The sequence below is a fragment of the Brucella sp. H1_1004 genome (genome assembly GCF_047308065.1).
Classification (GTDB): domain Bacteria; phylum Pseudomonadota; class Alphaproteobacteria; order Rhizobiales; family Rhizobiaceae; genus Brucella; species Brucella pseudogrignonensis_B.
In genome coordinates, this window is sequence record NZ_JAYKZA010000002.1 from 1,563,187 (window position 1) to 1,574,533 (window position 11,347).

Here is an 11,347-nt window from a genome sequence, read left to right on the forward strand (position 1 = left end):
CTGAAGCTCATTTGTGGCGATGGCAAATGCTTTTATGCCTAGCAATCTGCCCTTTGCACGTCTATTGACAGTCATAAAAGAGCGGCACGCAAGGCTTGTGCCCCAAAGAAGTATTGATCGGGTTTTCTCCATGGCAGGCGTTGAACAAAAAACTGTGGCTACAGACGAGGCTGGTATGCGCCTTGATCGCTGGTTCAAGGTCCACTTTCCGGGGCTCGGCTTTGGACACCTGCAAAAGCTGCTGCGCTCCGGTCAGGTTCGCGTTGATGGTGGGCGCGCAAAGTCAGACACACGTTTGCAGGCTGGCCAGTCGGTCCGCATTCCGCCGATTGGTGGCGATGAAACGCCAACTGGCCCCGTGACAGCGCGCACTATCCGCTCGCAGGATGATGGCGATGTTCTGAAGCAAATGCTGATTTACGAAGATCCGAAGGTCTATGTCTTCAACAAGCCTGCGGGTCTGGCAGTGCAGGGCGGTTCCGGCCTTGTTCGTCATGTTGATGGCATGCTGGAGGCATGGCGCAACAAGAAAGGCGAAAAGCCTCGTTTGGTACATCGTATCGATCGCGACACCTCAGGCTGTCTTGTTGTTGCAAAAACGCGTGGTGCTGCACAGGCGCTGACCGCTGCATTTCGTGAGCGCGACACCAAGAAAACCTACTGGGCGTTGGTTAAGGGCGTTCCGCGCAAGCGCGAAGACAAGATTTCGACCTGGCTTGTCAAAGAGCAGACGCCAGATGGCGACAAGATGCGGGTTTGCCAGCATGGTGAGCCGGATTCCGATCATGCGGTGTCTTATTACCGGATCATCGAGAAGGTCGGCAACAATCTGACTTGGCTGGAAATGGAGCCTTATACGGGCCGTACCCATCAGCTGCGCGTTCATGCGGCGCATATTGGTCATCCGATTATTGGCGACCCTAAATATTTTGAGGCTGACCAAAACTGGGAATTTCCCGGCGGCATTCAGAAGAAACTCCATCTTCATGCACGACGCATTCGCATTCCAAACCCGTCTGGTGGCATGATTGACGTCACAGCTCCACTGCCACCGCATATGGTGCAATCGTGGAATTTGCTGGGCTTTGATGAGGCAGATACGGAAGAGTAAACATGTCGGGTGCTGGAGGGGGATCTGCAGCGGGAACAGTTCCGGGCAAGGCGGCATTTGACGGGCTGGCCATAGCGCTTGTCATGTTCATCATGTTCACATGGGGACTTAATCAGGTTGCCATCAAGATCGGCAATCGCGGTTTTAATCCCATGCTTATGGCCGCCGGACGTTCTGCATTGGGCGGGGTTTGTGTCTTCCTTTGGTGTTATTGGAAGCATATCCCGCTTTTCAGGCGCGACGGAACATTAAAATCCGGCATTCTGGCTGGGCTTTTGTTTGGCGTTGAATTCGTTCTGATCTTTCTGGCGATGGAGCTGACAAGCGTTGGGCGTGTCGCCCTTTTGATGAATGTCATGCCATTCTGGGTGGCAATCGGCAGTCATTTTCTGTTGGGCGAAAAGATGTCGATGCGCGCCTTTATCGGCATGTGCGTGGCATTCTTCGGTGTCGTGATCGTATTCGCCGACAATAGCAGTCGGCCCGGACCTTATGCGCTCTATGGTGATATTCTGGCACTGATATCTGGTATGTTATGGGGGATGACGACGATTGTCATCAAACGTTCGAAGCTCGCAAGTGCCGCACCTGAAAAGACCTTGCTTTATCAGCTGGCTGTCGCAGCAATTGTGCCGCTGCCATTCATGTTTCTAAGCGGCCCCTTGATCCGCGAGCCTGATTTGCTTTCGGTTCTGTCATTTCTGTTTCAATCGATGTTCGTGGTGGCCGTTACCTATCCTCTGTGGTTCTGGATGATAAGTCGTTATCCCGCTTCCAAATTGTCAAACTTTGCATTTCTGACGCCTGCGTTTGGCGTGTTGTTAAGCGGATTGCTACTCAATGAGACACTTGGCTGGAAAATCTTTGCAGCACTGGCTCTGATCGGACTTGGCCTCATTATTATCAACCGACGCGGAAAAGCCGGAGCAACTTCATGAAACTCGTTCTCTTTGATTGCGACGGAACACTTGTCGATAGTGGCGACACTATCCACCATTGCATGGCTGCAAGTTTTAAAGATGCAGGACTGACGCCGCCGGAAATTGAGCAAACCCATTCGATCATTGGTCTTTCATTGCCAATTGCTATTGCGCAATTGCTTGGCCGCGAAGTTGACGAACAGGCATATTGGCTCACGCAGCGTTACAAGGAAAATTTTGTAAAGTACCGTCAGAATCCTGATTTCGCAGAGCCGCTTTATGACGGTATTCTGCCACTTCTGACTGAGCTTGGTAGTCGCGATGATCTGTTGCTAGGCATTGTCACCGGCAAGTCGCAGCGTGGCGTGCGTTCGATTTTTGAACGACATGGCATTGGACATCATTTCGTGACTGTTCGTACTGCCGATAATTGCCCGTCCAAGCCTCATCCGGCTATGGTGCTTGAATCCTGTGCCGAAATGGGGATAGAACCAGAGCGAACAATCGTGATCGGTGATGCGATTTACGATATGCAAATGGCTCGTTCAGCGGGTGCGCGTGCCGCTGGTGTTTCTTGGGGCTACCATAAGCCTGATGCACTGAAAGATGCAGGCGCCCACCATGTCATGAACAAGCCTGAAGAACTCCATGCAATTTTGCATGAAATGGATGCCTTCGCATCCTGACCAACAACAATTGGATAGTATTATGCGCGACACTCTGAGCGATCCCCAAGCTGAAATGCCGATCTCGCAAACCGACCCGGTAAAGCGCTCGCAGGAACTGATGCGCACACCTTTGCCAAAACGGTTTTATGAAAAGGCGGAAGTGGCTGAAACCGAAGGCGGTTTCACGGTGCATCTGGATGGTCGCCCGGTTAAAACACCTGCGCGTGCAGTTTTGCTTTTGCCAACAGCGCAAGCGGCAGAAATCATTGCAGAAGAGTTTCGCGCACAGGTAGAAGTTATCGATCCTTCCAAGATGCCTGCAACGCGTCTGGTGAACACAGCAATCGACGGCATTGCGCAAGACCCGCAGGCGGTTTTCGAAGATATTCTGCGCTTTGCTGGCACCGACATGATCTGTTACCGCGCCGCGAGCCCGAAAGAGCTTGTTGCTCGCCAGACCGAACAATGGGATCCGCTGATCGACTGGGCCGAAAGCCTCGGCGCACGTTTTGCACTGGCCGAAGGCGTGATGCATGTTGAACAGTCCCGCGAAGCAATTGCAGCTTTTGGCGTTCATCTGACAGAATTTAGAAATCCGATTGCGCTGGCTTCGCTCCACACCATGACCACACTGACGGGCTCCGCACTCATTGCATTGGCAATTGCTAAGGGCGAATTGTCTGTAGAAGACGGCTGGAAGCGTGCGCATCTCGATGAAGACTGGACTGTCGAGCATTGGGGTGAAGACGCAGAAGCACAAGCGCGTCGCAAGACCCGTCACGGAGAAATGCTGGTTGCAGCCCGCGTGTTGCAGGCGCTCTAGTTATTATTTAGCTAATAAGCGTAGTTTATTGATAGAAATAGAAAACCCGGCTTGCGCCGGGTTTTCTTTCGCGTGCATTTTGCACGTCGTTCCCCTCGGTAACCGTCTTAATCGATGCGGGCCGTTGCCGACCCGCAGTAGCGATTAAACCGAGTAGTACATGTCGAACTCGACTGGATGCGGCGTTGTTTCATAACGCAGCACTTCAGCCATTTTGAGTTCGATGAAGCTGTCGATCTGATCGTCTTCAAACACGCCGCCAGCCTTGAGGAACTCGCGATCCTTGTCGAGTGCCTGCAGAGCTTCACGAAGCGAACCGCAAACCGTTGGGATCTTCTTGAGTTCCTTTGCAGGCAGATCGTAAAGATCCTTGTCCATAGCCTGACCTGGATGAATCTTGTTCTTGATACCGTCAAGACCAGCCATCAGCAGAGCTGCAAAGCACAGATATGGGTTTGCCGATGGATCAGGGAAACGAACTTCAAGGCGCTTTGACTTCGGCGACGAGCCGAAAGGAATGCGGCAGGAAGCCGAGCGGTTGCGAGCCGAGTAAGCCAGCAGAACTGGAGCTTCATAACCTGGAACCAGGCGCTTGTAGGAGTTGGTTGATGGGTTCGTGAATGCGTTCACAGCCTTAGCGTGCTTTATAACGCCGCCGATGAAGAACAGGCAGTTTTCCGACAGGCCAGCATATTCATTGCCAGCGAAAGTTGGCTTGCCATCTTTCCAGATCGAGAAGTGAACGTGCATACCAGAGCCGTTGTCACCGAAAACTGGCTTTGGCATGAAGGTTGCAGTTTTGCCATAGGCATTAGCGACCTGATGCACGACATATTTCTGGATCTGCATCTTGTCGGCATTGCGTACCAGCGTGTCGAATTTCGTGCCAAGTTCGTGCTGTGCAGAAGCGACTTCGTGGTGATGCTTTTCAACGGTTACGCCCATTTCCGTCAGAACGGTGAGCATTTCGGAGCGCATATCCTGAAGGCTGTCCACTGGTGGAACCGGGAAATAGCCACCCTTAACGCGTGGACGATGACCCATATTGCCAGTTTCGTAATCGGTATCGTCGTTCGAAGGCAGTTCGGTCGAGTCGAGCTTGAAGCCGGTGTTGAATGGATCAACCTTAAACTTCACATCATCGAAGACGAAGAATTCAGCTTCCGGGCCAACATAAACGGTATCGCCGATGTTGAGCGACTTCATGTAGGATTCCGCCTTCTTTGCAGTCCCGCGTGGATCGCGGCCATAAGCTTCACCCGAAATCGGATCAAGAATGTCGCAGAGAATAACCAGCGTGGACTGTGCGAAGAATGGATCAATGTGGGCTGTTTCTGGATCTGGCTTCAGAACCATGTCGGATTCGTTGATAGCCTTCCAGCCGCCAATCGAAGAGCCGTCGAACATAACGCCGTCTTCAAACATTTCTTCGTCGACGAGGCCAACATCCATCGTGACGTGATGCAGCTTGCCCTTTGGGTCGGTGAAGCGAAGGTCAACAAACTTTACGTCGTTGTCTTTGATCTGTTTCAGAATGTCATTGGCAGTCGTCATTTTGGTATCCTGTTTGCACGGCTGTGTTCGGTAGACTTGGGTCGGAAGACTTCGGTCGATAGTTTGATTGGGTTAAATCGCGTCCACGCCGGATTCGCCGGTACGGATACGAATAACTTCTTCGATATTGGAAACGAAAATCTTACCGTCGCCAATACGGCCTGTCTGGGCCGCTTTGCGAATAGCTTCAATAGCGCCATCAACAGTTTCGTCAGCGACGATGACTTCGACTTTTACCTTGGGAAGAAAATCAACGACATATTCTGCACCGCGATAAAGTTCAGTATGGCCTTTCTGACGGCCGAAACCCTTGGCTTCAATGACCGTAATACCCTGCAAGCCGACTTCCTGAAGGGCTTCCTTCACTTCATCGAGTTTGAAAGGTTTAATAATGGCTTCGATCTTTTTCATCAGAGAATTGTCTCCGCTCTTGTTCGGAAATGGACATTGTGCCCGTTTCGCTGAAATAGAAGCATGAACTGTGCCAACTTATTTGTCGTTTGTCGAATTTTTAAAAACATGCGCTGATTTGGGAGGTTTTTCCCATATTTCTGCATCTAAACCGCTAGAAATGCGGCTAAACGCGAGGCTAGCGCATTTTTTAAATTTCAAAAGTTCAAGTTCTTCGTCGCAGACTGGCATTATTATGAGCATCTACACAAGCTGCTCTGCGAGAAAGATTTTTAACAAGGTTTCAATCTCGTTAGCGGTGATTAAAAAACAGGCGAAATGCAATAAACTTCATCAGGCTTGCGCAAATTCGTCTGCCGCGTAATTAATCAAGTTCATCGCAGAGGAAGGTGCCGCTTATGTTTGAACTCTTGACGCCGGAGCAAATGTCGCGTGCAGATGCTATAACCATCGATAGCGGCAAGCGAGACGGTTTTTCTCTCATGCTTGCGGCTGGCCATGCAATTGCTGACGTGGCGCGGAATATGTTTCCCGCACAAGGACCAATCGCAATTCTATGCGGGCCGGGGAACAACGGCGGTGATGGCTATGTTGCAGCGCAGTTCCTTATAGAGGCGGGACGCGAAGTCATTTGTTTTGGAACGAAGCAGCCGCGTGAGGGAAGTAATGCAATGCGCGCCCTTCATTTTTACAAAGGAGAAGTTCACCGCCTAAGCGCGATGGTGCCGACTGATTTCGTCGGCATTATAGATGCGCTCTATGGTGCGGGCTTGTCACGTCCGGTCGATGGCGTTGAGGCGCGTATTATCGACGGGGTGAATGCATCAGATATTCCGGTTCTTGCTGTCGATTTGCCAAGCGGTATTTCGGGCTTTAACGGGCGGGTGCTTGGTAATGCCATCAACGCACGCGCAACTGTAACCTTTTTCCGCAAAAAGCCCGGACATCTTTTACAACCCGGTCGCACGCATTGTGGTGTGCTTCATGTTGCAGACATTGGCATCTTGGATAATGTGCTCGACAAGATTGCGCCAAATACATTTGAAAACGTGGCGGAACTCTGGCGGGATCAATTACCAACACTGTCAATCAATGCGCATAAATATAGTCGCGGCCATGTCGTTGTCTTTTCTGGCCCGGCGCATTCAACAGGAGCGGCGCGACTGTCTGCCATGGCTGCTGCACGAAGTGGTGCAGGGGCCGTTACTCTTTTATCGCCACCCGACGCGCTAGCGACAAATGCCGTTCATCTGACGAGCATAATGGTGCGCGAGACGCGCAGTATCAAAGATGTTGAAGCATTCCTGATTGATCGCAAGGTTGCAGCCTGTGTTCTCGGCCCAGGCTATGGCAGTGCCAAGTTTGCGCGCGATCACGCTCTGTTGCTTCTGTCAGCAGCGAATAATCGCGCGGAACATTTAAAGGGATTGGTACTTGATGCGGACGGCATAACCGCTTTCGAGGAGAGGCCTGAACAACTTGTCAACGCAAAACGCAGCGATCACACAGCGCTCGTACTCACTCCGCATGAAGGTGAGTTTCGACGTTTATTTCCCGATATTGCTGCGGATTCCGAAACATCAAAACCGGATAAGGCACGCCAGGCAGCCAAACGTGCCAATGCTATGGTGATTTATAAAGGACCAGATACAGTCATCGCAGCACCAGATGGACGTGCGGCAATCAATGCCAATGGCACGCCGCTCTTGGCGACTGCCGGATCTGGCGATGCGCTTGCTGGCATCATATGCGGATTGCTCTCACAAGGAATGCCAGCGTTTGAAGCCGCATGCGCTGCGGTCTGGATGCACGCCGATGCTGCACGTCGTTTCGGTCATGGCCTTATTGCCGAGGATTTACCGCTACAACTGCCGGCCGTCTGGTCAGCTCTTGAGCGATCAGCGTCCTGAAATGCGGCTGTTTCCGCTGCCAACGTCAACTGTGATGCTACCAGAAACCGACACATCAGTATTACCGACACGGAAGTTTTTCCATGTTCCGCCTTGCTGATTATCTGGTTCAGGCGCAGGCGGTGGTGCTGATACGATGGGCGTTTGCGGCTTTACTCCGGGCAGGCCAGTTGGCGCCGGTTCATTTGCAAAAGCAAATGCTGATATTGTTGTCGAGAAAACAGCAGTAAGTATAAGTATTTTATTCATAATCATACTCCCTTACACCTTATCTGCGACGGCTTCTAAAAGCTGGTCCGCCATTTCGAGCGTAAATTCATCATAATGCGAAATGACGCGGCTCGGTTCGTAATGCTGAACTGGCAAATCAGTATATCCGAAATCGACCGCGACGACAGGAATGCCTGCTGCCTTCGCAGTATCAATATCGGTACGGCTATCACCAACCATGATAGCGAGGTCGCGATTACCGCCTGCAAGAGCGATGGTTTCCGTCAAATGACGAGGGTCAGGCTTGCGGAATGCGAATGTATCTGCGCCGCAAATAGCAGCGAAACGATGCGCTTCACCCATTGCCTTCAGCAACTTTACTGCCAGCGCTTCAAACTTATTTGTACAAACTGCCAGCGTATAGCCATTCGCACTGAAGCGATCCATGGCTTCAAGCACGCCCGGATAGAACGATGAATGTCCCGGCATATTTGCGCTATAATGCGCGCGAAATTCTTCAACCAACTCATCCAGCTTCGCGTCATCGACCTGCTTTTGCTGGGCTGCAAAAGCGCGTTCAATCATAACGCGTCCACCCTGGCCGACAAAGCGGCGAAGTGCGTCATTATCCGCTGTCTTCAAACCGGAAATTGAAAGGCAATGATTTAAGCTATCCAGAAGGTCTGGCGCAGTTTCAACCAATGTTCCGTCGAGATCGAACACAATGATTGGTTTGGAATTAGCAGCGGCCATAATGTTTCCTTCTGGAATTGATCTTCTCATTGCTAGCTGATCTTTCAGATAGGCTCAAGTTTGTGTCTTCTCAAGACAACGCTGAAACAAGAGTTCATCGCAAAAATAACGATAAATTGTATTGAGAGCTTTGTTGCGTTGGCCACGCATGCTAGAGGCGTTGCCGGAGAAGGATGAAAATCCGCTGGGAAGACAGGAATTCTGAGCATGGATGAAGCACGCAAGCTGAAAATCGCCGCCGCTGCCGAGGCATTGACGCACGTCAAAGACGGAATGCGTCTTGGAATTGGCACCGGCTCTACCGCAGAAGAATTTGTGCGCCTGCTGGCTGAAAAGGTGAAAAGCGGTTTCAAGGTTATTGGCGTGCCGACATCGGAGCGCACCGCAGAACTCTGTGCTGACCTTGGTATTGCGCTGACAACGCTTGAAGAAACGCCACATCTTGATCTGACAATTGATGGCGCTGATGAGGTTGATCCAAACCTGTCGCTTATCAAAGGCGGCGGTGGCGCTTTGCTTCGCGAGAAGATCGTAGCAACTGCGTCTGATTCGATGATCGTTATTGCCGACGGATCGAAAGTTGTTGAAACACTCGGCCGTTTTCCTTTGCCAATCGAAGTCAATCGCTTTGGCCTTAAAGCGACTTTGCTCGGTATTGAGGCTGCCGCAGCGCAATGTGGTCTTGCAGGTCCACTCGTCCTGCGGTTAAAAGATGGCGCGCCATTTGTAACGGATGGTGGACATTATATCGTGGATGCATCTTTTGGCCGCATTCCCGATCCAAAGATTCTTTCTGACGCTCTCTTCGCCATACCGGGTGTTGTTGAGCACGGACTTTTTATCGGACTGGCACGCGCCGCAATCATCGCTGGCGCTGACGGTATCCGAACCATGAACCGGCCTTGAGGGGCCGATACGAATTGTTTGAACGGAGTACCGACCATATGATCCCGGCAACTGGCTTCCGCCGTCTGATTGCACCGTTTTCCGCACTTGTCCTGATGTCAGGCATCCATGCGGCATCTGCGCAGGAAATTTCTGCCTCGCATCTCGATGCTGCCCGCGCGGCAATCGCTTCGATTCAGGCAACTGAGCAGTTCGACGAAATTCTGCCAAGCGCTGCACGCGCTCTGAAGGGTGAGTTGATCCAGAAGGATCCTAACCTTGAAGCCCTCATCACCAAGACGGTTGATGACAAGGCTATTGCTTTGGCTGCACGCCGCGCTGATCTCGAAACCGAATCTGCCCGCGCTTATGCCAATGCGTTCAGCGAAGATGAACTCAAGGCAATCGCTGCGTTCTACACATCGGATGCAGGCAAGAAGCTTCTTGCAGAAGGCCCGATTGTAACCCGTGAAGTCGTGAAAGCTGCAAATATCTGGCAGAACGGCATTGCCCGCGATCTCGCGACCTCTGTTGCAGAAGTTCTTGCAGCACAGGCCGGTGCAGCCGCTGCTCCCGAGCAGCCAGCTCAGTGATATTTTGCGATAGTCACGTAGAATTTAAAAGCCCGGCGACTTGGCCGGGCTTTTTCTTTTGCTTACATAAGTCGAAGAAACAGATTTGAATGGAGAATCCCATGGCCGGTTATGATTATGATCTTTTTGTTATCGGCGGTGGCTCCGGTGGTGTACGGGCAGGGCGACTAGCCGGTGCCATGGGCAAAAAGGTTGGTCTGGCCGAAGAATATCGCATGGGTGGAACCTGCGTCATTCGTGGTTGTGTTCCTAAAAAGCTGTTTGTCTATGCCTCGCAATTTCCAGAGCATTTTGAAGATGCAGCTGGCTATGGCTGGGATGTCGGCAAATCAAGCTTTGACTGGAAGAAGCTTATTGAAGCCAAAGACAAAGAAATTGACCGGCTTGAAGGCCTTTATCGCAAAGGTCTGGAAAACTCGAAGGTCGAGATTTTTGCAAGCCGTGCAGAACTGATTGATGCTCATACGATTGAACTGAAAGCTGATGGTCGCCGTGTCACTGCCGATCAGATTCTGATTGCAACTGGTGGCTTTGCCAGTGTGCATGAATCCCTGCCGGGCGCAGAATATTGCATCACCTCCAATGAAGCGTTTCATCTCGAAAAATTGCCAAAGGCCATCGTTATTGCTGGCGGTGGCTATATTGCTGTCGAGTTTGCCAATATTTTTCATGGGCTTGGCGTTGAAACCACAATTGTCTATCGCGGCAAAGAAATCCTGTCGCGCTTTGATCATGATCTGCGTCATCTGCTGCATGAAACCATGGAAGCCAAGGGCATCCGCATTATATGCGGGGCGGTGTTCGAGAAGGTTGAAAAACAGGCTAATGGCGAGCTGAAAGTTTTGCTGACCAATGGTGAAACACTGAATGTCGGTCAGGTGATGATGGCAATTGGGCGTAAGCCCAACACAAAGGGTCTCGGCCTCGAAAAAGCTGGCGTTAAAACAGACGCGCTCGGCGCAATCGAAGTGGATGACTATTCACGCACCAGTGCGTCAAACATCTGGGCCGTGGGTGACGTCATCAATCGCGTTCAGCTGACCCCGGTGGCCATCCATGAAGCCATGTGCTTCCTTGAAACCGCGTTTAAAAACAATCCGACCAAGCCTGATCACGACCTGATTGCTACAGCAGTGTTCTCGCAGCCTGAAATCGGCACCGTCGGCTTGCCGGAAGATGAAGCCGCCAAGAAATATGCTGAGCTGGAAATCTATCGCGCACTTTTCCGCCCGATGAAGAACACGCTTTCGGGCCGCAATGAAAAGATGCTGATGAAGCTCATTGTGGATGCTGAAAGCCGCAAGGTTGTCGGTGCTCACATCATGGGGCCGGATGCAGGCGAAATGGCGCAATTGCTGGGAATTTCTTTGAAGGCTGGTGCAACCAAAGATGACTTCGACCGCACCATGGCCGTGCATCCGACAGCAGCGGAAGAGCTGGTCACCATGTATAAGCCGACTTACCGTGTCGTGAACGGCAAGAAGGTCGAAAACTGAACTTTCGTATCCT

Annotated in this window: 12 protein-coding genes; 8 read left to right on the forward strand and 4 right to left on the reverse strand. The window is 51.5% G+C overall.

All coding sequences use genetic code 11. The features are described 5' to 3' along the window. Positions 1 to 130: 130 nt before the first annotated feature. From U2P60_RS14980 to U2P60_RS14995, 4 genes are read left to right on the forward strand one after another with little or no spacing between them, the layout of a single operon-like run. Positions 131 to 1,111: an RluA family pseudouridine synthase gene (locus U2P60_RS14980; protein WP_310010134.1), complete on the forward strand. Its 981-nt coding sequence runs from the start codon at positions 131 to 133 to the stop codon at positions 1,109 to 1,111. A 2-nt stretch (positions 1,112 to 1,113) separates the two neighbouring features. After that, a complete protein-coding gene (locus U2P60_RS14985; protein ID WP_413573218.1) occupies positions 1,114 to 2,049 on the forward strand; it encodes a DMT family transporter in 936 nt (311 codons plus the stop codon). Next, positions 2,046 to 2,717 (forward strand): HAD-IA family hydrolase, encoded by a 672-nt coding sequence (locus U2P60_RS14990; RefSeq protein WP_313826469.1) that lies wholly within the window; start codon positions 2,046 to 2,048, stop codon positions 2,715 to 2,717. The genes U2P60_RS14985 and U2P60_RS14990 overlap by 4 nt, the downstream gene beginning before the upstream one ends. Positions 2,718 to 2,739: 22 nt before the next feature. Then, complete coding sequence (locus U2P60_RS14995) at positions 2,740 to 3,522, forward strand: ATP12 family chaperone protein (protein ID WP_413573219.1); 783 nt, start codon at positions 2,740 to 2,742, stop codon at positions 3,520 to 3,522. Positions 3,523 to 3,666: 144 nt separating this feature from the next. On the opposite strand, the gene glnA is transcribed toward U2P60_RS14995, so the two are convergent. Both glnA and U2P60_RS15005 read right to left on the reverse strand, forming a co-directional pair. Then, entirely contained in the window at positions 3,667 to 5,076 is a 1,410-nt protein-coding gene (gene glnA, locus U2P60_RS15000; protein ID WP_313826471.1) for a type I glutamate--ammonia ligase, read from the reverse strand. 72 nt (positions 5,077 to 5,148) lie between these two features. Further along, the gene (locus U2P60_RS15005; RefSeq protein ID WP_007874909.1) at positions 5,149 to 5,487 is read right to left on the reverse strand and encodes a P-II family nitrogen regulator; all 339 of its coding nucleotides are present in this window, start codon (positions 5,485 to 5,487) and stop codon (positions 5,149 to 5,151) included. Between the two features lie 398 nt (positions 5,488 to 5,885). Between U2P60_RS15005 and U2P60_RS15010 the strand changes: the two genes are divergently transcribed. Further along, on the forward strand, positions 5,886 to 7,397 hold the full coding sequence (locus tag U2P60_RS15010; protein WP_413573220.1) for an NAD(P)H-hydrate dehydratase: 1,512 nt from the start codon (positions 5,886 to 5,888) through the stop codon (positions 7,395 to 7,397). Here the strand turns inward: U2P60_RS15010 and U2P60_RS15015 are convergent. Beyond that, positions 7,386 to 7,652, reverse strand: a complete 267-nt coding sequence (locus U2P60_RS15015) for a hypothetical protein (RefSeq protein ID WP_413573221.1) — start codon at positions 7,650 to 7,652, stop codon at positions 7,386 to 7,388. The genes U2P60_RS15010 and U2P60_RS15015 overlap by 12 nt on opposite strands. Positions 7,653 to 7,658: 6 nt before the next feature. Beyond that, positions 7,659 to 8,360, reverse strand: coding sequence for an HAD family hydrolase (locus U2P60_RS15020; RefSeq protein WP_413573222.1), 702 nt, complete (start codon positions 8,358 to 8,360; stop codon positions 7,659 to 7,661). Between the two features lie 207 nt (positions 8,361 to 8,567). On the opposite strand from U2P60_RS15020, the gene rpiA reads away from it, so the two are divergent. From rpiA to gor, 3 genes are all read left to right on the forward strand, one after another. Then, a complete protein-coding gene (rpiA, locus tag U2P60_RS15025; RefSeq protein WP_313826475.1) occupies positions 8,568 to 9,266 on the forward strand; it encodes a ribose-5-phosphate isomerase RpiA in 699 nt (232 codons plus the stop codon). 38 nt (positions 9,267 to 9,304) lie between these two features. Further along, positions 9,305 to 9,838 (forward strand): DUF2059 domain-containing protein, encoded by a 534-nt coding sequence (locus tag U2P60_RS15030; RefSeq protein ID WP_250040769.1) that lies wholly within the window; start codon positions 9,305 to 9,307, stop codon positions 9,836 to 9,838. Between the two features lie 101 nt (positions 9,839 to 9,939). Beyond that, on the forward strand, positions 9,940 to 11,334 hold the full coding sequence (gor, locus tag U2P60_RS15035) for a glutathione-disulfide reductase (RefSeq protein WP_313826476.1): 1,395 nt from the start codon (positions 9,940 to 9,942) through the stop codon (positions 11,332 to 11,334). Positions 11,335 to 11,347: the final 13 nt, after the last annotated feature.

Excerpts from the sequence above, each read along its gene's own strand:
- U2P60_RS14980 (WP_310010134.1), top strand. The coding sequence starts at position 131 with ATGGCAGGCGTTGAACAAAAAACTGTGGCTACAGACGAGGCTGGTATG.
- U2P60_RS14985 (WP_413573218.1), top strand. The coding sequence starts at position 1,114 with ATGTCGGGTGCTGGAGGGGGATCTGCAGCGGGAACAGTTCCGGGCAAG.
- U2P60_RS14990 (WP_313826469.1), top strand. The coding sequence starts at position 2,046 with ATGAAACTCGTTCTCTTTGATTGCGACGGAACACTTGTCGATAGTGGC.
- U2P60_RS14995 (WP_413573219.1), top strand. The coding sequence starts at position 2,740 with ATGCGCGACACTCTGAGCGATCCCCAAGCTGAAATGCCGATCTCGCAA.
- glnA (WP_313826471.1), bottom strand. The coding sequence starts at position 5,076 with ATGACGACTGCCAATGACATTCTGAAACAGATCAAAGACAACGACGTA.
- U2P60_RS15005 (WP_007874909.1), bottom strand. The coding sequence starts at position 5,487 with ATGAAAAAGATCGAAGCCATTATTAAACCTTTCAAACTCGATGAAGTG.
- U2P60_RS15010 (WP_413573220.1), top strand. The coding sequence starts at position 5,886 with ATGTTTGAACTCTTGACGCCGGAGCAAATGTCGCGTGCAGATGCTATA.
- U2P60_RS15015 (WP_413573221.1), bottom strand. The coding sequence starts at position 7,652 with ATGATTATGAATAAAATACTTATACTTACTGCTGTTTTCTCGACAACA.
- U2P60_RS15020 (WP_413573222.1), bottom strand. The coding sequence starts at position 8,360 with ATGGCCGCTGCTAATTCCAAACCAATCATTGTGTTCGATCTCGACGGA.
- rpiA (WP_313826475.1), top strand. The coding sequence starts at position 8,568 with ATGGATGAAGCACGCAAGCTGAAAATCGCCGCCGCTGCCGAGGCATTG.
- U2P60_RS15030 (WP_250040769.1), top strand. The coding sequence starts at position 9,305 with ATGATCCCGGCAACTGGCTTCCGCCGTCTGATTGCACCGTTTTCCGCA.
- gor (WP_313826476.1), top strand. The coding sequence starts at position 9,940 with ATGGCCGGTTATGATTATGATCTTTTTGTTATCGGCGGTGGCTCCGGT.